18 protein-coding genes and 1 pseudogene are annotated in these 22,242 nt (G+C 61.4%); 2 read left to right on the forward strand and 17 right to left on the reverse strand.

From position 1 onward, the window contains the following. Positions 1-80 precede the first annotated feature (80 nt). The 12 genes from SFUM_RS19170 to bioA form a co-directional block, all read right to left on the reverse strand. The gene (locus SFUM_RS19170) at positions 81-947 is read right to left on the reverse strand and encodes an aminotransferase class IV (RefSeq protein ID WP_011700503.1); all 867 of its coding nucleotides are present in this window, start codon (positions 945-947) and stop codon (positions 81-83) included. Next, complete coding sequence (pabB, locus tag SFUM_RS19175; RefSeq protein WP_011700504.1) at positions 944-2,410, reverse strand: aminodeoxychorismate synthase component I; 1,467 nt, start codon at positions 2,408-2,410, stop codon at positions 944-946. The genes SFUM_RS19170 and pabB overlap by 4 nt, the downstream gene beginning before the upstream one ends. After that, complete coding sequence (locus SFUM_RS19180) at positions 2,407-3,066, reverse strand: anthranilate synthase component II (protein WP_011700505.1); 660 nt, start codon at positions 3,064-3,066, stop codon at positions 2,407-2,409. The genes pabB and SFUM_RS19180 overlap by 4 nt, the downstream gene beginning before the upstream one ends. A gap of 654 nt (positions 3,067-3,720) precedes the next feature. After that, positions 3,721-4,434 carry a dethiobiotin synthase gene (gene bioD / locus SFUM_RS19185; protein ID WP_011700506.1) on the reverse strand — a complete coding sequence of 238 codons (714 nt, stop codon included), beginning with the start codon at positions 4,432-4,434 and terminating at the stop codon, positions 3,721-3,723. After that, entirely contained in the window at positions 4,406-5,563 is a 1,158-nt protein-coding gene (locus SFUM_RS19190; RefSeq protein WP_011700507.1) for an aminotransferase class I/II-fold pyridoxal phosphate-dependent enzyme, read from the reverse strand. The genes bioD and SFUM_RS19190 overlap by 29 nt, the downstream gene beginning before the upstream one ends. Beyond that, positions 5,530-5,982: a hypothetical protein gene (locus tag SFUM_RS19195; protein WP_011700508.1), complete on the reverse strand. Its 453-nt coding sequence runs from the start codon at positions 5,980-5,982 to the stop codon at positions 5,530-5,532. The genes SFUM_RS19190 and SFUM_RS19195 overlap by 34 nt, the downstream gene beginning before the upstream one ends. Beyond that, on the reverse strand, positions 5,970-7,184 hold the full coding sequence (locus SFUM_RS19200; protein ID WP_041441044.1) for a beta-ketoacyl-[acyl-carrier-protein] synthase family protein: 1,215 nt from the start codon (positions 7,182-7,184) through the stop codon (positions 5,970-5,972). Before SFUM_RS19200 ends, SFUM_RS19195 begins: the two co-directional genes overlap by 13 nt. A gap of 94 nt (positions 7,185-7,278) precedes the next feature. Continuing rightward, the gene (locus SFUM_RS19205) at positions 7,279-7,923 is read right to left on the reverse strand and encodes a nitroreductase family protein (RefSeq protein WP_011700510.1); all 645 of its coding nucleotides are present in this window, start codon (positions 7,921-7,923) and stop codon (positions 7,279-7,281) included. Further along, complete coding sequence (locus tag SFUM_RS22150; protein ID WP_011700511.1) at positions 7,920-8,294, reverse strand: acyl carrier protein; 375 nt, start codon at positions 8,292-8,294, stop codon at positions 7,920-7,922. The genes SFUM_RS19205 and SFUM_RS22150 overlap by 4 nt, the downstream gene beginning before the upstream one ends. Positions 8,295-8,314: 20 nt before the next feature. Continuing rightward, positions 8,315-9,058 (reverse strand): SDR family NAD(P)-dependent oxidoreductase, encoded by a 744-nt coding sequence (locus tag SFUM_RS22155; RefSeq protein WP_011700512.1) that lies wholly within the window; start codon positions 9,056-9,058, stop codon positions 8,315-8,317. Further along, positions 9,055-9,363 (reverse strand): ApeI family dehydratase, encoded by a 309-nt coding sequence (locus SFUM_RS19220; RefSeq protein WP_011700513.1) that lies wholly within the window; start codon positions 9,361-9,363, stop codon positions 9,055-9,057. The genes SFUM_RS22155 and SFUM_RS19220 overlap by 4 nt, the downstream gene beginning before the upstream one ends. Before the next feature lie 16 nt (positions 9,364-9,379). Continuing rightward, positions 9,380-10,747 (reverse strand): adenosylmethionine--8-amino-7-oxononanoate transaminase, encoded by a 1,368-nt coding sequence (gene bioA / locus SFUM_RS19225; protein WP_011700514.1) that lies wholly within the window; start codon positions 10,745-10,747, stop codon positions 9,380-9,382. A 285-nt stretch (positions 10,748-11,032) separates the two neighbouring features. On the opposite strand from bioA, the gene SFUM_RS19230 reads away from it, so the two are divergent. Further along, positions 11,033-12,055 carry a biotin--[acetyl-CoA-carboxylase] ligase gene (locus SFUM_RS19230; RefSeq protein WP_208597078.1) on the forward strand — a complete coding sequence of 341 codons (1,023 nt, stop codon included), beginning with the start codon at positions 11,033-11,035 and terminating at the stop codon, positions 12,053-12,055. A gap of 47 nt (positions 12,056-12,102) precedes the next feature. On the opposite strand, the pseudogene SFUM_RS19235 reads toward SFUM_RS19230, so the two are convergent. The 4 genes and pseudogenes from SFUM_RS19235 to aroF all read right to left on the reverse strand — a co-directional run bounded on the left by SFUM_RS19235 (position 12,103) and on the right by aroF (position 18,099). Next, positions 12,103-14,014: pseudogene (locus SFUM_RS19235) on the reverse strand (TRAP transporter permease). Positions 14,015-14,118: 104 nt separating this feature from the next. Next, a complete protein-coding gene (locus tag SFUM_RS19240; RefSeq protein ID WP_041441049.1) occupies positions 14,119-14,619 on the reverse strand; it encodes a DUF1850 domain-containing protein in 501 nt (166 codons plus the stop codon). A 66-nt stretch (positions 14,620-14,685) separates the two neighbouring features. Continuing rightward, positions 14,686-15,636 (reverse strand): TAXI family TRAP transporter solute-binding subunit, encoded by a 951-nt coding sequence (locus SFUM_RS19245; RefSeq protein ID WP_011700518.1) that lies wholly within the window; start codon positions 15,634-15,636, stop codon positions 14,686-14,688. A gap of 564 nt (positions 15,637-16,200) precedes the next feature. Then, positions 16,201-18,099 (reverse strand): 3-deoxy-7-phosphoheptulonate synthase, encoded by a 1,899-nt coding sequence (gene aroF / locus SFUM_RS19250; RefSeq protein ID WP_011700519.1) that lies wholly within the window; start codon positions 18,097-18,099, stop codon positions 16,201-16,203. A 1,864-nt stretch (positions 18,100-19,963) separates the two neighbouring features. Between aroF and SFUM_RS19255 the strand changes: the two genes are divergently transcribed. Beyond that, entirely contained in the window at positions 19,964-20,854 is an 891-nt protein-coding gene (locus tag SFUM_RS19255) for a phosphate/phosphite/phosphonate ABC transporter substrate-binding protein (protein WP_011700520.1), read from the forward strand. Positions 20,855-21,013: 159 nt separating this feature from the next. On the opposite strand, the gene SFUM_RS19260 is transcribed toward SFUM_RS19255, so the two are convergent. After that, complete coding sequence (locus tag SFUM_RS19260) at positions 21,014-21,964, reverse strand: hypothetical protein (RefSeq protein ID WP_041441052.1); 951 nt, start codon at positions 21,962-21,964, stop codon at positions 21,014-21,016. Positions 21,965-22,242: the final 278 nt, after the last annotated feature.

Below are 22,242 nucleotides of genomic sequence, written 5' to 3' on the forward strand. Positions count from 1 at the left end.
CGTGCAAGGGGCGGGGTCCGTCCATGCCCGCCTCGCCTTCCGCAGACCCCTTATTCCGCGATATTGCAAGTGAATCGGGATCAGTTCCCGCCCGCGGCGATGAACCGCCGCGCGAGCTCGGCCGCCTCGTCGTGAGCCGGGTGCACGAAGCGGTGTTCGCCCAGGGAGCGAACGGGCATGACGATCATGAGGGAATTGAGGACCCAGAGGGTTTGAGCTGATACGAGCTCTTCGAGGGAGGCTGGGCGCGCTTCGACGTTGTGTCCACGGGCGGCGAGCAGGTCCGTGACTCTCGCGATGGTGATGCCCGGAAGCCGGAACGGGCTGGAAGGTGTCCACCACCGCCCGTCGGTTCTTGCGAGGAGGGAACCGGCGGAGGTCTCCGCGACGCGGCCTTCGGGATCGAGGATGAGCGCCTCGTCGGCTCCCGCATCCAGTGCGGCCTGCCTTGCGCACAGGAAATAGAGGTAGTTGAGGGTCTTCATGCCGGCAAGCGGCGGCGAGAACCCGCTCCGGAAGACATGCAGCCGGAAACCTTCGGCGTGGACGGACGGCGCGGGCGGAACGTATCCGCGCGCGGTGATGCAAAGCGTCGGGGCCGAGGCTTCGGGCAGACCCGGCGACAACCCGGCGCCGCGCGTAACGGTGATCCGCACCGACGCGACGGAGCGGCGCAACCCGGCGCGCTCCAGCAGTTCCCGCACCACCTCGCCCCAGTTCGGCGCCGCCGCCGACACGCGGATCCTCAACGCTGCCAGCGAACGGTGCAGCCGTTCGAGATGGTCCCCCAGGTACAGCACGCGCCCGCACTCGGCGCGCATGGTCTCGAAAACCCCGTCCCCATAGAGGAACCCCCTGTCCAGGGGCGAGACGAAAGCTTCGCCCGCGGGTACAAAGGAGCCGTTCAGCCAGACGATTCCGGGGTGTTCCGGGGACTGCGGGTTCATGGTTTGCCTTTCATGGAGGCTTCGATCAGCCGCAAAAGAGTCTGCCCCTTGTCCAGGGTTTCCTGGTATTCGTCCTCGGGCCGCGAATCGTGGACAATGCCTCCGCCCACCGAGAAACGGCACGTGCCGCGCTGGAGGATGCCGGTGCGTATGGCGATGTTCAGGTCGATGTTTCCGTGCCACCCCAGGTATCCGATGGAACCGGTGTATACGTGTCTCACGTGGGGTTCCAGCTCGTCAATGATTTCCATCGCGCGGATTTTCGGGCAACCGGTGACGGAGCCGCCCGGGAACACCGCCCGCAACAACTCCCCCGGGGTCAGTTCCGGCCTCGGCCGGCCAGTGACGATGGAGACCATGTGATGAACGTTTTGGTAGGATTCGAGCCGTTTGTGTTCCCGGACACGAATCGTCCGGGGCAGGCAGATCCGCCCGAGATCGTTGCGCAACAGGTCCACGATCATGGAGAGCTCCGCGTCTTCCTTGCGGCTGGTGAGCAGGGCCGATTTCAGAGCCTCGTCTTCTTCGGGGGTGGCGCCCCGGCGGGCCGTCCCCTTGATGGGGCGTGTTTCGATCCGCCCGTCGCGCTGGTACAGGAAGCGTTCCATGGAAGTGGACAGCACTTGATGGTCGCCGGCGTCGACGAAAGCGTAAAATGCCGCGGGGTTTGCCCGGAAGAGCGATTCCCAGAGCAGGAAGGGATCACCGTCAAGCCTGAACTGGAACCGCTGCGAGAGGTTCGCCTGGTAGATGTCCCCCTCCCCGATGTAGAGTCGGACTTTCTCCACCGCAAGCAGATAGGCGTCCCGGGAGAAATTGCTTCTGAGTCCGTTTACGCGGAACCCGTTGTCCCGTTCCTCCGGTTCCGGAACCGGAGGAATCCCGTCCAGGAAGGCTTCGACCGGGTCGGGCGACGGCGTCCGGTGTGGTGGGCCTCGTTTTCCGGCGGGTGCCGGGGTGAGATAGAGATAGTGCAGGCGCTTTTCGATCCGGTCGTGCACGAGAATGCGCCGGGGCCACATGAGCCAGATGTCGGGAAGGCCCAGGTCGTCACGGGCGGTCCGGGGCAGGCGTTCGATGGCGTTCTTGAGATCGTAGGCGAAGTAGCCGATCGCGCCTCCCGAAAACGGCGGGATCACCGGGGAGTAGCCGGGCGAGAATCGTGCGAACAGCTCATCGAGCACGGCCAGCGGGTCCCCGCGCCGCGACTCAGACCCCGAAGGACCGTGCACGAGGCAGCGCGAGCCTTTGCTTTTGAACAGCAGGAACGGGTCCCAGGCGGCGATGGAGTACCGGCTCTCGCCTTCCAACGGGACCTTCCCGCCGCTCAGCAGCACCACGCTATCGGGTTGCGCCGCGCAGCGGCGTGCCACGGCAATGAATTCAAGGTCGGAAACCGGGGTCTCCAGGGCCCGGTAGAGGACCGGCTCCACGACGTGCACGGAACGAGTGGACGTTTTCATGCCGCCTCCTCGCGCCGGTCGGGATAGCCGATCGGCGTGTCGATCCTCGGAAACCGGTCGGGATCGGCGGCGTCATCGGGCGCAATCCAACCGCGTCGCAGAGAAAGGAAATTCCGGATCAATTCCAGCCCGTGCTCGGTCATGAAGGATTCGGGATGGAATTGGACCCCGCACAGCGGCCAGGAACGGTGCCGGATGCCCATGAGGACCCGGTCTTCGGCATGGGCGACGGGGAGCAGGCAGTCCGATTGCAGCTCGACGCACAGCGAATGATAGCGCGCCGCCCAAAACGGGGAGGGAATTCCACGGAAGACGCTCCGGCCCTCGTGATCCACCCGCGAGCACTTGCCGTGCACGGGAACCGGGGCCTTGATCGTTTTTCCACCGAAGACCTCGTTGATCACCTGCATCCCGAGGCACACCCCGAGGATGGGGATCGTCGGACCGAACCGTTCCACCACGGCTTTGCTGATTCCCGAATGGGCCGGGCTCCTTGGGCCCGGGGAAATGCAGATCCAGTCCGGGCGCAGCGCATCGATCCCGTCGAGCGTCACCCGGTCGTTCCTGAACACGGATACCTCCAGGTCGAATTCGAAGAAAAGCTGGACGAGGTTGAAGGTGAAAGAATCATAATTGTCTATGACGACAAGGCGCATGGTCCCCTCCCGAATGCATCCCGGACAATAAAAAAGCCACCCCGACCGTTGGGTCTGGGTGGCTTGTGCCTGGCATAACCCTCAACACGCGGCTTTTCATCCCGGATGCGCCGGTTCGCCGCGAGGTGTTCGCCGTCGCGCGAAGCCGGGCCTGGATGAAAACCGCTCAAACGTTAAATTACCCGCCTGCCGGGCCGTTTGTCAATAGCCGCGACATCCGTTGCGGCACGGCATGTGTCCGGAATTCCCCTCTTGAGGGGGCCGTGACGGCATCAACTTTCGCCGAGGAAGGCGGCTTCGACTGCTTGGGCAAGGTTGTCGACCTGTTGATACGGATTTACCTAGAAAATAGATTCCCGGGTGAGTCTGTTTTCATGCTTCGCGGGTGTCGCAGGGGGCATGGATAATTGCGTTCAAAATGGTACTCTAAAAGCGTGGGGGACATATCCCCCACATCCCCTCGCCGCTTCGCGGCTCCGTGTGGCGCTGCGGCGACGGCCTTCGGCCAGTCGCCGACAGCGCCGAGCACTCGGCCTCACGCGCTTGCGCGTGTGGCCGAAACTTGGGGGGTGCGGGGGAATCATTCCCCCGCTCTTTTGTGCTTGAAAGATCTATCTCTTGAACGCAACTTCGCATGAAGGGACCGTCACCGCGTCAGCGTTCGCCGAACAGCCTCGCAAGCGGCCGGTAGCACTCCTGGCCCGGCTCCGACCACCGCTCGATTCTCCCGATCGTTCCGGCCACTTTCACCCCGGAGAAACGTTCGACCGCTTCGATGTTTTCCGCGACCATTTGCTCCGGGGTTTCCATGGGTCCGGAATCGATGAACACGATGCCGAGAGGGTCCAGCCTCCGGGCTTTCAGCGCCTCCACGGCAAGGATCGTGTGGTTGATGGTGCCGAGGCCGGCGCGCGCGGCAAGGATCGGCCTGGCGTTCAACAGGGCGATCAGGTCGATCATCAGAACGTCTTCGGTGACCGGTACGAACAGCCCGCCGGCCCCTTCCAGCACGATGTGCGAATGGGCGGACCTTTTGCGCTCCGCGTAAGCGGCGATTTTCCGGGGATCGATCGCTTCCGCCTCGTGTCCGGAGGCAAACCAGGGGGCCTTGGGACTCCTGAAACAGTATACGACCGAATCGCCCGGATCTTTTCCGGCCAGCGCCGGCACGTGCTCGTAGATGAACCGCGCGTCGCTGTCGCGGTCATGCGCGTCGACGCATCCGGTCTGAATCGGCTTGAGGTAGAAAGGAGTCCTCCCTCTCATCAGGAAGAATCGCATCAGGAGGAGCGAAAGCACGGTCTTGCCCACTCCCGTGTCGGTTCCGGTGACGAAAATGCTACCGCGATTCCGGTTGGGTTCTCGCATACACTCCCTTCAGCGCGTCGACGAAGAAGCTCACATCCTGCTCCCTGTGCCGGGCCGTCATTCCGATCCGCAGGATGGCCCGCCCCATGGGCACGGTCGGGTACCTGGCCGGGAAGACGAACACGCCGCCCTCGAACAGGCCGCGCGAAACGGCGGCGGCCCGTGCTTCATCGCCGATTTCGACGACGATGATGTGCGCGTCTCCGCCCACATGGAATCCTTCGCCCCGCAGCGCTTCTCTCATGAGAACGCTGATTCGGCGCAGACTGTCCCTTTCGGCGTCGCTGTCGCCGAGGATTTCGAGCAGATCCAGCGCGGAAGCGGCGTGAGCTTCGGGAAGGGTGGTGGAATAGATCAAGGGCGAACAAAAATTGAACAGGTATTCCTTGTATCCCGCGGGCAGTAGCGCGAACGCCCCGAACAGCCCGAGGGCCTTGCCGAATGTGCCGACCGCGACGTCCGCAACCGTTCGCGCGATGCCGCGTCCATTTTCACCCAGGGCGCCAAACGCGTGAGCCTCATCGACGATGCACAGGAAGCCGTGCTCCCGCTTGAGCTTCCGGATGCCCTCGACATCAAGAAAATCCCCGTCCATGCTGAACAGGGATTCGGTCACAACGCCCGCCTGGTCGTCTTTGCGGGCTTCCAGCCGCTTGCGGAGGTGTGACATGGAATTGTGCCGGTAGCCGAGGAATTCCGCCTTGCTCAAGGCCATGCCCTTCACGCTGCTGGCGTGGATGTGCTTATCGAAAATAACCGTGTCGCCCTGCGCGAACAGCGCTGAAATGACTCCCAGGTTGGCTTGGTAGCCGGAGGGAAAGAACAGGGCTTCGTCGTAGCCGAAGTGGCGGGCGTAGGCTTCCTCCGCGCGGGATATCAGCGCGTAATGGCCGGAGACCAGCCGCGACGAGGAAGAGGATGTGCCGTAGCGACGGAAGTTCGCGGCGACCTTTTCCCTCAGCTTCGGCGAAGCGCCGAGCCCCAGGTAGTCGTTCGAGGAGAAGTTCAGCACCTTCCGATTGCCGAAGAAAAGATACTTGCCGTCTCGGGCCGTCGCCTCCGGGGGATTCCGGTGAAGACCCGCCTGCCGCTGCATCAACAACCTTTGCCGGAGCCGTTCCGCAAACATGAAAACACCTCCCGGTAGTGTTCGGCCAGCATTTCGCGTCGAAAAACCCGGTCGTACTCCATCGTCGCGAAGACGAATTCGCCTTCGATACGAGGCCCTTCTTCCGGAACAGCCTCCAGGTGATAGGAAAAGGCGGAGTCCCCGCGGCCGATCAATCGGCCCCGGAGTCGACAGGGGCCGTCCAGAGGCGGCCCGGACGCTTTCGAGAAATGTTTGAGGGTCAAAAGAAAGGCGTGTTTGTCAAAACCGGTGACGAACCGCACATGGAGCGCTCCCAGCTGAGCCAGGGCTTCGATGCCGAGAAACGGCGGCGAGCGGACGAACCGCTTGAATCCTTCGATTCCGCGGGCATGCACGTCGGTGACGGCATCGATGAGGCGGAATCCGCACAACCCGGAATTGAAAGCTAGTTTTCCCATTTGTTCACCACCAGGGCGCTGTTCTGACCGCCGAATCCGAAGTTTTGGATCAGCATCGTGGAGACCTGCGCGCTCCGGGGCGCCAGGACGAAGTCGATGCCGGCGCGGCAGGGCTCTTCGAGGTGCCGGATCTCCGGCACGTACCCGTGTTCCATGCAGGCGAGCCCGATGGACAGCTCCACGGCCCCGCACGCCGCCGCGAGATGCCCGATGCGGGATTTCAAGGCAGTGACCATGGGGCGGTGCTCGCCGAACACGCGGGCGATGAGGTCGGCTTCCATGGCGTCGTTGAGGACGGTTCCGGTACCGTGGGCGCAGACGACGTCGACCCGGGCAGGCGCCATGCCGGATTCGTTCAGTGCCGAGCGCACGGCGGCTTCCGCCCACCGTCCCGACGGGTCGGGAGCCGTCATGTTGTACCCGTCCATGGATGCGCCGTAACCGCAAATTTCGGCGATGATCCGGGTGCCCCGGCTTCGGGCGTGTTCCAGGTTTTCCAGCACCACGAAAGCCCCTCCCTCGCCGGGCACAAAGCCCGCCCGGGCGGCGCTGAACGGGCTGTATTCTTGACCGCGGCCCGGTTCTTCGGTCTGGAGCGCCTGGGCTTTGCGGTATGCGAGGATCCCTCCGGGGCTCAGCCGCGAATCTCCGCCTCCGGCCAGCGCCACGTCCAGGTCCCCGTGCCGGATCTTGCGGAAAGCTTCGCCGATGGCCTGAAGAGAGGCCGCGCACGCCGTCCCGATGGTGGCATTCTCGCCGTGGATGCCCGCGAGGTCGGCGATCACGGAAGCGGCGGTGTTGGGAAGAAACTTCAGAATCCAGAGCGCGGACAGAGACTTGCTATCGATCGCGCCGCTCCTGATTTCCGGGAACTCGTTTCCGATGTCCAGGTTGGGGCCGGCGCCGACGAAGAGCCCGGCCCTCTCCCACATGTGTCCCGCCGGTTCCGCCCCCTTCACGGCGGCCATGGCCGACGCCACGCAAAACCGGGCGCCGCGGTTGAGATACCTCGCGTTCCTGCAGCGCCCCGTGAATCTCCTGACGTCAAATTCACGTTCGAGGGGGAAAGCCCACACATCCCCTTCGAACCCGGTGGGCACCATGACCGCACCGCCGTCTTCGAGGCTGCGGACGATTTCACCGGTGGAAAAGCCGAGAGCGGATACAACCCCGACGGATGTGATGACTACTCTGTTTGCCACGCAACCTCGCTTTCAGGTGCTCGATACGAAGTGCCCGGAGCGAAAACGCCGATCCGGAGTCTCCCCGGGCTGAAGTCCCGGGGGCCTGTTCCCGCTAAATCTCCCTGTAGAGCTCCGCCGCGCTTTTCCGCTCGATGAAGGGCGGAGTATCGTCGGGGAATCCCACTGTGACGAAACAGCTGATGCGGATATCCTCCAATCCGAGAGTCTTCCGCACGTCGGAAAGAAACAGCAGCGGAGCGGTGAGAATGCACGTTCCGAGTCCGAGCGCCCGGCCTTTGAGGAGAAATCCCTTAAGAGCCAATCCCAAAGTGATGTCGAGGTCCCTCTCGCCTCGGCGATCCGCCCGGAGGATTTTCGCTTCGGCGAGCCTCGAAGAGAATCCGGCGTGAACGGGAACGGTGCCGGCGGCAATGAGCACGGGCGCCCGGAACATGAATTCCGAGCAGCGAAAGCACGCGTTGACGAGGTTCCTGGTTTTCTTGGAGCCGCCTTCCGCCTCCACCCTTTGCAGAAGCTCCCGGCGAGCCCGCAGCATCTCCCCGTGCAGGGCTTCGAGAAGCGGCGGCGACACGATCCGGACAAACCTGACCGGCTGGCTGTTGGAAGGGGAAGGGGCTTTGGCCGCGCATTCGATCATCGCTTCGATCGCGCCGCGCGGGGGAACCTCGGCCCGGTATTTCCGGACACTTCTTCTCCCACTCGTGATTTCGTCCAGAAAGTCCCCCGGTTGGTTCATCGTCCGGTCCCGAGACGCCAGGAGGTGTATGCGACAAGATCCTTCACCTTGAGTACCGGACCGCCGTCGAGGGTCGCCAGGACTTCGCCGATTCGGTCCCGGCCGAGGAACGGGAAACGCTCGCCGAGATGGACCGCCGCGTCCCCGCGATGTTCCGCGGCTTCGTTGAGGCAGGCTCTCAGCGTTCTGAGGAAAAGCTGATCGTCGTTGATTTCGATGCCGAACCTCGCGTTGAGGGCTACAGAAAGCTCGAGCTGATCGATGGATTCAGCGCCGAGATCCCGCATGAGATAAGTCTCCGGCGTGATCTCTTCGGTGTCCACGTCGAGGATTTCCGTCAGTGATTCTCTGATACCCTGGAAAACATCCATGCGAATCGCCTCCCGCGTCGTCATTTGCCGGCCGTCAGTCCGCCGTCCATGGTGATCGCCGTTGCGTTGAAGAATCGTGCGTTGTCCGAAAGAAGAAACGTTACGGCATCGGCCACTTCTTCGCAGCTCAGGGCTTTGCCGAGGGGCATGCGCCCGGTGAAGGACTCGGCATGAGAGCGCATGTACTTCCTTCCCCGTCCGGCATCGACATACCCCGGTCGCAGGATCACCGAGGTGATCCCGCGGCTGCCCAGTTCGAGGCCGACATTCCTGTAGAGCGCTTCCGAGGCCAGCTTCGATGCTGCGTAGAATCCCTGCCCGGCATTGGGCCTGGAGGCCGCGGCCGAGGAAATGAAAACCATCCGTCCCCGCTTCTTGCGCAGCATGACCCTGCAGGCCGTCCTCAGCATTTCCGCCCGGAACGAAACGTTCTCGGCAAAGTAGCGTTGAACGAGTTCCGGGTCCGATGCGCCGATGAGCGTTTCCATGTGTCCCTGGGCGAAGTCGACCAGGAAGTCCGGTCCTCCCTCGATCCCGCCGAAGACAGAGGAGATCGTGCGACGGTCGGCGAAGTCGATGCGTGCGGTGTCGAACCGCCCCGGAATGGCTGACAGTGAGGAAAGCACCCGCTGCGCTCCACGTTCGTCGCGGCAGGCCAGGATTGGGCGCAGCTCTTCGACGACGAGGCGCTCCGCCAGTTTGCCGGCCAGTTCGCAGCTGCCGCCCAGGATCAGTACGCGGTGACCGGAAAATCGGAGCTTCATCGCACGAGGACTCCGGTCGCCACCACCGAGTGGCCGTCGTGCAGGGTGCATTTCATTTCGTCCCCGGCGATCTCGATATGATACGAATACTCACCCGGTTCGATGAACCTCCTGAACCTGAAGTTCCTGACGGCGCACGGCCCGCTGCAGAACTCCAGGCCCGCCGCCGCCAGAGTGAAGGCATGCACGATCATGCTTCCCGGAACGACGGGTCTGCCCGGGAAATGGTCTCCATAGATCCGGTCTTCGGGATCGAACACGAAAGTGCCTTCGAGAGACATGTGGCGGGAGCGGTTCGGCGGCATGTGCGGTCACCCCGGATTATGGTCCGGTGACGGCCCGGATCGAGTCGAACGTGATTTGACAAAGCCGGTCGATCTCCTCGGCGGAGATGGCGAGCGGCGGCATGAGGACGATGACGTTGCCCAGCGGCCGGATGATGAGGCCGCGTCTTCGCGCCTCCAGGATCACCCGGTGACCGACTTTCTCCTCCGGCGCGAACGGCCGTCTGGAAGCACGGTCCGCCACCAGCTCGATGCCCGCCATGATCCCGATGCGTCGGACATCGCCCACATGAGTGAGCGTTCGGAAAGACTCCAGCCGCTCGGCCATGTGTCGGGCGATCTCCCGAACGTGTTCCAGGACGCGCTCTTCCTCGAAAACCTCCAGGTTGGCGATCGCCGCCGCGCAGGCGAGGGGGTTCCCGGTGTAGGTGTGCCCGTGGAAAAACGTTTTGAACTCCTCGTATCTTCCCAGAAATCCCGAATAGATTTTTTCGGTGGTGAGGGTGGCCGCCAACGGCAGATATCCCCCCGAGATGCCCTTGGCCAGAGTCATCATGTCGGGCGCGACGTCCTCCACGTCGCAGGCGAACATGCTGCCCGTTTTTCCAAATCCCACCGCCACTTCATCCGCTATCATCAGGATATCGTAGCGAGTGCAGAGCTCCCGCACTTTCCGCAGGAATCCCGGGGGATGGACCAGTATCCCCGCCGCGCCCTGGACAAGGGGTTCGATCACCAGCGCGCAGACCTCGCGCGCCCGGGCTCGCATCAGGGCTTCCAGGCGGTTGAGGCATTCGAGGCCGCAGGCGCAAGGAGAAAGGCCGAAAGGGCAGCGGTAGCAATACGGAGATTCGGCCTTGTGGGCAGTGAACAGCAGAGGGCTGTACTTCTCGTGAAAAAGATCGATGCCCCCCACGCTTACCGAGCCGATCGTGTCCCCGTGATAGGCGTTCCGGAAAGTGATGAACCCGGTTTTTTCATTGGTTCCGTCGCATTGCCGAGTGTACTGGAAAGCCATCTTCAAGGCGATCTCGACGGCGGTGGAACCATTGTCCGAATAGAATACGCGGGTCAGCCCGCGGGGGGCGACGGCGATCAGTTTTTCAGCCAGGCTGATTGCGGGAACGTTCGAAAGACCGAGCAAGGTGGTATGGGCGACGCGATCCAACTGGTCCCTGACGGCGTTGTCCAGCTTCGCCTTGCGGTGCCCGTGCACATTGGTCCAGAGCGAAGCGACGCCGTCAAGATACGCGTTGCCGTCGATGTCGAACAGTGTGCATCCGTTCCCCTTTTCGATGATGAGCGGCTTTTCCTCGACGTATTCCTGCATCTGTGTGAACGGATGCCAGATATGTTGCTTGTCGTGAGCGGCCAGTCGGCTTCTTGCGGCATTGGAGATGACCATCGGCGACTCCCGTTGTTTGCTCCCGAAATGCATTGCGAACGGCACGGCCCGCAGACGGGAACCCTGGCCGGGCCTTTGTTTCCTGAGGCTGTCCCGGGGCTGTCCCGGGGCTTTCAAGATTCCCGCCGATATGCTAACCTGCGGCATTCGGAATCCGCCTCGGGCCGCCGCGTTCACGCAGGCCCGCGCAGCGGCGGACGACGACGTTAAAGCAGAACCGCCGCGCATTGTCAACTATATTTTCTTTATGAGTTTACAATAGAGGGCGCAAAAGTGGGGGCCCCGGTGAAGACCACAAGGGAAATGTTGCTCGAGCATTTGAAGCAGAGCGGCGGGAACTGGGTATCCGGCGCATGGCTCAGTCGTGAATTGGGGGTCAGCAGAGCGGCGGTCAACAAGCACGTGCGTCACCTGCAGAAGGTCGGCTACCCCATCGCCACATCCACCAGGAAAGGCTATCTCCTCGGCGGGCCGTTCGACCTCGTGCTGCCGGAGGAAATCCGGGACGGGTTGCGGACCCGGATCTTCGGCGCCGGGGAGATCGTCTACCTGGACGCGACGGATTCCACGAACCTGCGGGCAAAGGACCTGGCGGCGGGCGGAGCCTCCGAGGGGACCATCGTCATCGCGGAAATGCAGACGGCGGGGCGAGGGCGCAAGGGGAGGGGATGGTTTTCCCCACCGCGCCAGGGGATTTATGTTTCACTGATCCTTCGTCCGACCATGACTCCGAGCGAAGCTCCGGGGATCACGCTCATGACGGGTGTTGCGGCCGCCGAGGCGTTGCTTTCGCTCACGGACCTGGACGTCAGGATCAGGTGGCCGAACGACCTCATGGTGGGCGGGAGGAAAATCGCCGGGATCCTGACCGAGATCAGCACCGAAATGGATCGGATCGATCATGTGGTCGTGGGACTCGGGGTGAATGTCAACAACCGTCACGAGGATCTTCATCCCCAGATCCGGGAGTCGGCCACCTCCGTTCTCATCGAAACCGGGCAGGTCCTGGCGAGGGCCGGGCTGATCCGGGCCATCCTCGAACATTTCGAAACGTCCTACGCAATCTTTTCGCAGAAGGGTTTCGAACCCTTCAGGCAGCGGTGGAAGGAGCTTTCAGGCATCATCGGGCGGTGTATCGTGGTGGAGATGATCGGCCGGACCCTGGCCGGGGAGGTGCTCGACATCGATCCCGAAGGGCTTTTGATACTCAGGGACGACGAGGGCTGCCGGCACCGGATCGTGTCGGGCGACGTGAGCGATCGGTCGGACGCATCGAGGCCGGGACGACGGGCGCGGCGGCGGTCCTGAAGGGCTGATCCACGGTTCGGCCGACTGCCGCGGACACGCCCGCGGGTTCAGGCGTTCGGGCTCAAGTCCGCTTCGAGGGAGAGCGATTTCCTCTTGCGCCACTGGATGAAGACTCCCGCCGCCAGTATGCCCAAACCAACCAAATCGGTGAGGGTTCCCGGATCGATCATCAGAAGGCCTCCCGCGAAGAACCAAACCCTTTCGTACCAGGTCATGGGCGCAAGACAGAAGCCGATCATGGACACTCCCGCTCCGAACATGCCGAGGGAGGCGGTGACCAGGTTTTGAGCCAGGCCCAGGGGTGTGGTTCCGATGAGGAGCATGGCGGGGTTGTAGACGAAAATATAAGGCACGAGGAACGCACCGATGGCGAGCTTGGTCGCGGTGAACCCGGTCTTCATCGGATCCGATCTTGCGATGCCCGATCCCGCATATGCGGCCAAAGCCACGGGCGGGGTGATGTCGGCGACGATTCCGAAATAGAAGACGAACATGTGGGCCGCCAGGGGCGGAACGTTGAGCATGATGAGGGATGGAGCGGCTATGGTTGAGGTGATGATGTAGTTGGCGGTCGTGGGCGCTCCCATGCCCAGGATAAGGGAAGCGATCATCGTGAAGAAAAGGGTCGGCAGCAGGTAGCCGCCGGCCAGTTCGATGAGGCCGGTGGCCATCTTGAGGCCCAGGCCGGTAAGAGTTACCACCCCGATGATGATGCCCGCGGTGGCGCAGGCGGTGGCGACTCCTATGGCATTACGGGCTCCCGTTTCCAGGCTGTCCACGATTTCGCGGAGACTCATCCTGGTCGATTTCCTCAAAAATGACGCCAGGATACACATGGCGAGGCCCATCAGGGCGGCATAGAGGGGAGTGTATCCCACAACGAGAAAACCGATGATGGCCACCAGCGGCATGAAGAGGTGGCCGCGTTCCGCCATGACGCGGGAGAACCGCGGGAGCTCGTCCCTGCTCATGCCGCGCAGCTTGCATCGCTTGGCCTCGAAGTGCACCTCGATGAAAATCCCGGCAAAGTAAAGGCACGCGGGGATGGCCGCCGCCTTGGCGATTTCGAGGTAGGGGATGTTGAGGAACTCGGCCATGATGAACGCCGCGGCTCCCATCACGGGCGGCATGATCTGGCCGCCGGTGGAGGCGGACGCTTCCACCGCCGCGGCGAATTCGGGCCGGTACCCGAGCCGCTTCATCATGGGGATGGTGAGACTCCCCGATTCCACGGTGTTGGCCACCGAGCTCCCTGAAACCATGCCTTCCAGCGCGCTGCAGACCACGGCGACCTTGGCGGGCCCTCCGGAAGCCCAGCCGGCCAAGGCGTTGGAAACGTCGACGAAAAGCTGTCCCAGGCCAGACTTTTCCATGAACGAACCGAACAGGATGAACAGAAAGATGAATGTGGCGGAAACTCCCAGGGGAATCCCCATGATGCCTTCCGTGGTCAGGTACATGTGGGATGCGATCCGTTCAAGAGAATATCCGCGATGATTCAGAAAACCGGGGAAATAGGCTCCGAAGTAGGCATAGGCGAGGAAGGTCGAGGCGATGATGACGATGGGAAGCCCGACCACTCGCCGTGCCGCTTCCAGGGTGAGCAGGATGGCAAACCAGGAGACGATGAAGTCGATGGTCTCATAGTCCCCGCCGGATTCCATCAGACGCGTATAGTTGATGGTAATGTAGAGACCGACCGCGACGGCGAAAGCGGTCAACAGATAAATTGTGCCAGGCCGGCCGATCGCTGGTCCTGGAGAGTCGGGCTGGAAACAGCAGGTAAACGAGAGCGAAGGTGAAGGAGAGGTGAATGGAGCGCTGCAACTGCGCGGGAAGCAACCCGAAAGCCGCCGTGTAGATCTGGAAGCAGGAAAAGGCGACCGCGATCCAATAGACGATCCAGCGCGGAATCCCGAAAAGCTTACGCGCATTGGATTCCCGGTCCACCTTTCGCATCAGTTCTTCGAGTTCTTCTCTGGATACCTCTTCGTCGGCTTCCTGTACGGCGCCGGTGGGACACTCGGCCTGCGGGGGTCTGACAGCGTCTTTTTCGCGTTCGCTCACGGCACGCACCTGCCTTTCATTGCGCTGAAGAGGGAGTTGCTGCGAACCCTGAAGGAAAGCGCACTTCCGGGCTCGGCAAGATCGGCGAGCGGGATCTCCCGCCCTTTGATGCTCAGGATATGGTTCGCCACCCTGCCCACCCGCACGGTGATCTCGGGGACCTCGCGGTTCACGGTCCATTCGATCCATCCGCCGGGGAGAATGGTGAAAGTGCCTTCTTCGTCGGAAGTCCCCGGCATCCCCGCACCGAAGGAGTCATAACGGGACTTGACGATGACGATATGCTCGCGCCGGACCCGCAGCGTGTCGTGGACCGGTCGTCTGTTTACGGAGTGGATAAAGGAAAGGACGAATTCATCGCCCTCGGCTACGCAAGCGCACCACCTCACATCTCCAGTGGCGACCGCCGTAACTTCCAGGACCTTCGTCCATGGCCAGAAGAGCACGGCGCTCGCTATCCCCGCAAGAAGCAAGCCCAGACCGAGTCGAGGACGCATACGAGGTGAGTCGCGGCTCTCCCGGGAAGGTCGCCCCGTCCCGGGAAGGCCCACGGCTCGTGCTCCCTATTTCATGACGCCTTTTTCTTTGTAGTACTTCACCGCTCCCGGGTGGAACGGGATGGACACACCCTTGACCGCCGTCTGCAGGTTCACTTCCTTGCCCTTGGCGTGGGCCGCGGCCAGTTCCGGCTGGTTGTCGAACAGAGCCTTGGTCAGGTTGTAGACGACGTCCTCCTTGATCCCCGAATTCACGATGAGCACGGCGTTCACCGCCACGGTGCTCGCTTCGGGGACGTTCTTGTAGGTATTGGCAGGGACCTTCACGGGAGAGAGGAAAGGATACTTGGTCGTGATCTTCTTCAGCATATCGTCGGAAATGCTGAGGATCCGAATGTCGTTCTGGGTGCTGACGTCCATGATGCCCGGGTTGGGGAGACCGGCCGTCACGAGGAAGGCGTCGATGTGCTTGTCCTTGAACTGTTCGGCGCTCTCGGAAAAGGAAAGATACTGGGCGTTGATGTCGCCTTTTACCAGTCCGTGCACGTCGCAAAGCTGCCGGAAATTCGCCTCCGTTCCGCTGCCCGGGGCTCCCACGCCCATCTTCAGTCCCTTGAGATCGGCGAAGGTCTTGACCGGCTTATCGGCGCGCACCACGACCTGGATGACTTCCGGATAGAGCACGGCAATGGCCGCCATGGCCGTGAGTTTCTCCTTGAACGGAGGCTCGGCCTTGAACGCGAAATCCAGCGTGTCGCTCTGGACCAGCGCGAGCTCCGCTTCCTTCTTGTTCACCAGGCGAACGTTTTCGGCGGAAGCCCCCGTGGTCTGTGCCGTGACGTTCATGCCGGGAATCTTCGAATTCCAGATCTTGGCCATGGAGCCCCCGAGCGGGTAGTAGGTCCCGGCGGTGCCTCCCGTGCCGAGAATCAGCCTGACTTCTTCGGCTTGCGCCGAGCAGAGGGTGCCCACAAAGACCAGGAGCAGAACGGATACGACGAGTAGTCTTTTCATCATGCCTCTCCTTCCATGGTGGTTTGTTCGTTAGTGAATTGAAACCCTTGAGACAGGACTGATCGAAACGCAATGGGCTATATTAGATTAACGCATATTTCGTGTCAACAACCGCCGGGGACCGGAACGGCGGGGTGCGGATCATTGCCGACGATTCCGGCGGCGGCATAAGGCGTCCGGTGGAGGCAAAGGGCGCCGCACCACCCGCCGCGGACATGCCGGAAAATCCGGAGCGGACGACCGCAAACGACGGATAGAAGGTGAGGCGGGGCTTCGAAGGACAGGCTTGCCGGAGGCAAAGAAAGGGCGTGGCGCTCCACGCCCCCGTGCGCCCGAGCTCATTGGCTTGCCGTGGCCAGGCCGTGTGACCCGGCACGCGGCGTCCCGCCGCCCTGGCACGCAGCGGGAGCCCGTGGGAGAAAGGCTCGGATGGCCGCAATTCCCGCTTCAGGGCGCGGAACGGCACCTGAATGAGCGCTTACCCCTGCAGGATCAAGGTCGGCCGAGCAGTCTGCGCCAGCGCTCTTGCAGGATTCTCTGAAAAAACGTCATGTCCCGGCACCGCTCCTAATGACTCACTTCGGTCCCCTTCTGGTAGCTGCCGAGAAACTTGAAGAATTCGGTTTTGCTCATGAGCCCTTCGAGGATGTGCCTGCGGCCGTCTTCCGTGACGTCGACCTCGAGATCCGCATAGAACAGGTACTCCCAGGGCCTGCTGTGGATGGGCCGGGATTCCAGCTTGACCAGGTTGATATTGTTCTCCGCGAAGATGCGCAGCGTCTCGAAGAGAGCGCCCGGCTTGTCGCTTACCGAATAGATCAGGGAGGACTTGTTCTTGGGCCCGGGCAGCGACTCGTTTTTCGAAATGACCACAAACCGGGTGAAATTCCGGGGATTGGTTTCGATGCTTTCCTTGAGCACCGTCATCCGCCGGGTTTGAACCGCACCGACTCCGGCGATGGCGGCTTCTTTCGCATCGCCGGCTTCTTCCACCTTGCGCACGGCGCTGGCCGTGTCCTTGCACGCAATCTGATCCCACGCGGGATGCTTGTCCAGGTACTCGCGGCACTGCTGGAATACCTGGGGATGCGAGTATACGCGTTCGATTCCCTCGATGGAGGAGTCCAGGTGTCCCAGAAGGTTGTGCTTGATGCGCAGGGTCAGTTCCCCGACGATCATGATAGCGTATTCGAGGAGCAGGTCGTAGTTTTCGTGAATGCTCCCGGTAAGGCTGTTCTCCACGGGGATGACGCCGAAGGCGGCCTGTTCGCCGGCCACGGAGTCGAAAACCTCCCTGAAGCATGTGCATTCCCGGATCGGGACCTCCGTTCCGAAGAACTGCAGACACGCCTTGTGCGAAAAGGAACCCGGGACGCCGCTGTAGACGACCATCGGGGCCGCCTTGCCTTTGCCCTTGCGAGGCTTCATGATGGCCGCCTTGTCGAGGTAGGCGTAGTCGACCTGCTTTCCCACCACCGGGGCGATGACGTAGAGGTCGCGCATGAGCTGCTCGAACTGTTCGGGATAGAGGCTCTGGGGACCATCGGAGAGTGCCTTGTCGGGTTCCGTGTGAACCTCGATGATCAGCCCGTCGGCTCCCGCCGCGATGGACGCGCGGGCCATGGGGCTGACCTTTTCCCGGATCCCCGTGGCGTGGCTCGGATCGACGATGATCGGGAGGTGGGTGAGTTTCTTGATGACCGGAACGGCCGTGAGGTCCAGGGTGTTTCGCGTGTAGCGCTCGAACGTCCGGATGCCCCGCTCGCACAGAATGACCTGGTCGTTTCCTTCGGAAAGCACGTACTCGGCCGACATGAGCCATTCCTCGATGGTCGCCGACAGCCCGCGCTTGAGGAGCACCGGCTTGCCGATTCGGCCGACCGACTTCAGGAGCTCGAAGTTCTGCATGTTGCGGGCGCCGACCTGGACGACGTCCACGTACTTCACCATGAGGTCCGCCTGGCTGGGAGAGGTGATCTCCGTGACCACTCCGAGGCCGGTTTCCTCTCTCACTTCCCGCAGAATCTTCAAGCCCTCCTCACCCAGGCCCTGGAACGAGTAGGGCGAGGTGCGGGGCTTGAACGCACCGCCCCGGAACAGGACCGCTCCGTGTTTGCGAACCGTGCGCGCGATATCCAGGGTCCTCTTCCGGTCCTCGACACCGCAGGGACCGGCGATCACCACCAGCCGGTCTCCGCCGATGGTGACGTCGCCAACCTTGATGACCGACGGGGCGGGATGGAGCTCGCGGCTCACCAGCTTGTACGGCTTGGAGATGGGGACCGCCCGCTCCACCCCGGGCAGGGATTCATAGAAGGCCGTCTCCTTGTACATCGTGCCCACGACGCCCAGGATCTTCTCGTCCACGCCGGCGATCTCCTTCACCAGGTATCCCTCGGAGCGCAGGACATCCTTGAGCCTTTCCATCTGTTCAGCGGTTGCCTTCTTTTTCAGGATAAGAATCACGGCCAATCCTCCGTTTCATTTTGGGGTGTTTAAAATAAAAAAACCCCAAGGAAATTTCCTCGGGGTTTCAAAATCAAGCAACCCCGGGGGAGGTTCTTCTCCACCCGGGGCTTGTTCAGACATCAGTATCCCAGGTGGATGCTCCTAAAGAAGAAAAAGAAAAAGCCGAAAAAGGGCGCAAAAACCGGCCCTTCCGGCAGGCTTCCACCGGGGACGAAACGATCTGTGCGTGACACGAAATTCCTCAACATCGGCATCCTTTCATCAGCAACTATAGAAGCTTAGATGCGCGGGGAGATTTTGTCAATCCCAAATCCGACATCCCGCGCGACAAGATGCACCCGTGAAATCATCCAATGCCACGGACCCGCCCGGAAGGTGAAGTCTACCGGACGCTTGCAGAAATTCAGAAACAGCGCTCTGTTCCAGCACCCGATTCTCCGATGTCATTCGCTGCCTTTGCCGATCGGCGAAACGGGGGACGGACATTAACGAAAGCACTTCGGGCCGTATTGTATGCTCACTCATTGCAGCCGGAAGAGATCATCCCGGGGTGTCGGGGAGGGGGGCGGACATCGAGCGAACCGCGATGAGAAGCGATCCGGGAGGCGCTGCTCAATGCCGTCCGCGGTCCGGAAGGGCGTTGGCCGTGCCTGGGCCGACAAGGGAATCCCCGTCGGATTCCCGTGGTCTAATTTCCTGAAAGGGGCGGTGCCGGAGCCCCAAGACCGAGGGATGAGCGGAACGCAGAACGTTTTAATATTTAATTAAGGTACTTCTCTTTGTGTTCCGAATATATAAGCGGCATACGAGGACCGTAATCTTTCTTATATACAATAAGACGTTGAAATAGAAGGAAATTTCCGAAGCCGAAACGCCGGGGCGGCGAAATGCATTCCTGCAGCGGGGCGCCGCGGGGTCTTGCCGGCAATGCGAAGGTTTGCGGTTTCGAGGCCGGTCAGGGAAGCGGCAAGGATGCGTTTCGTTTAATGGGCGGCGCAACGTGAGCGGTGTCGGATTTAATCTTTCTCTTTGCGCCTCGCCTTGCGGGCCGGGGTGATCGGCTGTCTGATACGGATTTACCTAGAAAATAGACTCCCTCGGGAGCCTGTTTTCATGCTTCGCGGGTGTCGCAGGGGGCATGGATAATTGCGTTCAAAATGATACTCTAAAAGCGTGGGGGACGTACCCCTCGCCGCTTCGCGGCTCCGAAACTTGGGGGGTGCGGGGGAATCATTCCCCCGCTCTCTTGTGCTTGAAAGGTCCATCTCTTGAACGCAACTTCGTATGAGTGAGTCGGAATCACTCCTGAATTTAATAACGCGTTGAAATAAAAGCTCAATACCGAGCACGCCGAAGAGGCTGCGTATATGCCGCGCTCCGGTGCGCTTGTGCGGAGCTGAGATTGCCGGGCTTTCGCGCGAGGCGTGGGTGTTCGTCCGGTCTCGAGTTGAGCGGTCGGAACCCTGCGGGGCGAGAAGGGCTCGTCGATTCCGGGAGGCAGGCTCCCGAATTTCGTCTGATTCCGACGGAGGTGCCGGAGTTTTCGTGTTTGAGGCATTCCATGGTGGTGAGCGTTCCCGCGTGGTGGAAGGGCGCCGCGGTTGATCTTGCGTCGGGCCCCCGTTGCACGCGACGAAAACATGATCGAAGGCCTCGTTTGTTTGTGTGGACTCTTGATCTCAGGCAGAGGAGCAAAAGAGGTATTCGTGTTCCCGGATATCGTTGTCGGTTCGCACCGACACTGGGTCGGCCTGTGCAGCTCGGTCTGCATTCGCGTGGATTGTCGCCTTCGTGCCCGGGATTCCGTGCGCCGGCGCATCGTTCCCTCAACTCGGGTTCTCATTCACACAGGAGGAGTATCATGATTCGGAAGGGTTTGTTGATCGCGGTGTTGTCAGTCATGTCATGTGCGTTTCCGTCTCCGGGCTGGTCGCAGGAATACAAGCTGGGGATACAGGCGTTCAAAGGGGCCGACACGGCCATGAAGGAGTGGAAGGCGACCGCGGACTACCTGACGGCCAAGCTCGGCAAAACCTTCACGGTGGTGCCTTGCACGGACAACGAACTGATGGAGGGGGTCAAGCAGGGCAAGATTGACTTCTTCTATGCCAATCCCGCCATATTTGCGGAGATGAACAAGCAATACGGCGCACAGGTTTTGGTCACCATGGTCAAAGCCACCAGGACCCAGCCGACCGAATACCTGGCCGGCACCATCTTCACCCGCAAGGAAAGTCCCGTCAAAACGCTTGCGGATTTCAAAGGCAAGGAGTTCATGACGAGGGCGAAAAGCTCTTTTGCCGGGTGGATGGTTGCCAAGCGTCATTTCCTGGACAAGGGGATTGACCCGGAGAAGGAATTCAAGGCGATCAAGGAGGCCAAGTCAGTGGAGCACGTGGTCTACGCGGTACTGAACGGGGCGGTTGAAGGCGGTGCCATAATGGCGGGCACCCTCGAGGAAATGGCTGCCGCCGGGAAGGTCAAGATGGCCGATTTCAGGGTGATCGACCAGGCCGCCGACAACTTCCCGTTCGTTCACACCACCCAACTCTACCCGGAATTCTGCATCGCGGCAGGGGCCAATACTCCTCCGGCGCTCAAGGCGGATGTCGCCCAGGTGCTCCAGGCTGTTGCCCCGACTGACCCCGCGGCGGTCAACGCCAAGCTGAACGGATGGAAGAAGCCTCTGGACTATACGCCGGTCGTGGAATGCCTGACCATCGTAAAATACGGAGCGTTCGCAAGAAACTAGCAGCAATGGAAGGGGGGCCCGCTCATTTCTTCAGCGGAGCCCCCTGACTTTCGTTCCGCACCTCGCACCGTGTCGACGTCATGCTTGTGAATACCCGCAAACCCCAATGGAACCCAGCTCTCCTCGATAGCCTTCCCCCCGGCCGGCCGCTGTCGCATTTCACCGGGAATCGGCCTCTGGATAGATCACTGAATTCTGGTAGGGGTTTTTGCTTTCGAAGGCTTTCCCGAGTATCTCGATGGCTTTCTTGATTTCGTGCGGCTGGAGCTCGATCTCGCGGAAGAAAGCCTCGACCTCGTTCTTGGTGAGATGGACTCCCAGTTTCTTGAAAGAACCCCAGAGCATGTCGGCCCTGCCCTGGAGCTTGTCCGCCGTCAAGCCGTCTTTCGGGCTCATGTTTACCAGGAAGGCCAGGCTGTGAAGGATATTCAGGGAGGTATGCCATCGCGCATCCAGGGCTTTCTCCATGGCTTCCATCGATCCGTAGGTCCCGAGCAGGTGTCCGGCAAACCGGGCGATGAACGCATCGTTCGTCGGCACCGCCTCCGAAAGCTTCGACCATGCGCCTTCCGTCAGCAGGGCGGAGACTTTCCGGTAGAAGTCCCCGGCGTGTTTTTTCAGCAGCCTTTGCGTGAGAAGGAGCGACAGGATTTCAACGGTCCATTTCTTGAGTTTTTTCTTGTACCGGTCGACGAACAGCACGAGATCGCTGCCAAGGATCACCCAATAGGCGAGGGGGTCCAGGACGGATGCGATGCCGAGGACGAATTCCACCTCCATGACGCTCAGCTTGCGGTCCCGGCGGGAAGGAGAAGGCCGGCCGTATTCCGCCGGATTCGGCCCGTTCGCGAACCGGTTGAAATCCTCGTTGCTGGTGAGAAAGATCAGTCCTCCATGAAAATAGCACACCTCTGAATTGGCTTCACAGAGGACGGTGAGTGGGCCGTCGCTGGAAACGCACGTCAGCCCGGCATTGTCGAATGGTTCGGGCGCCCCCGGTTCGGCCGCGGCCGCGGCCGCCTGGCGCTGCCGATCGATATGCCTCAGCAGATTCTGGATCTTGGCGTAAGTGACAATTCTGGAATTGGGAATGACGGAAGTCATTTTCATCGCCTCTTTCACCGGTCGGCCGGCTCGAGGAAGAGATTGCACAGCCCTGCGGATAAAGCTCCGGCCTGAATGCCAGACCTTACACCCCCGGCTTGACGTCGGCGCCGCGGACCGTCCAGATGCCCACAATATCTTCTCTCAAATGAATCGGTTGAGATTCTACGAGTCACTTCTCACGGCCGGTTTCAGTGGAGCCCCGAATGGGCTGACATGAAGACTGAAAGGTTCTCTTGGGAAACAACGTTCCGGAGTTGAAAGTTCTGAACATGGGAAACCTC

This window comes from Syntrophobacter fumaroxidans MPOB (assembly GCF_000014965.1).
GTDB lineage: Bacteria > Desulfobacterota > Syntrophobacteria > Syntrophobacterales > Syntrophobacteraceae > Syntrophobacter > Syntrophobacter fumaroxidans.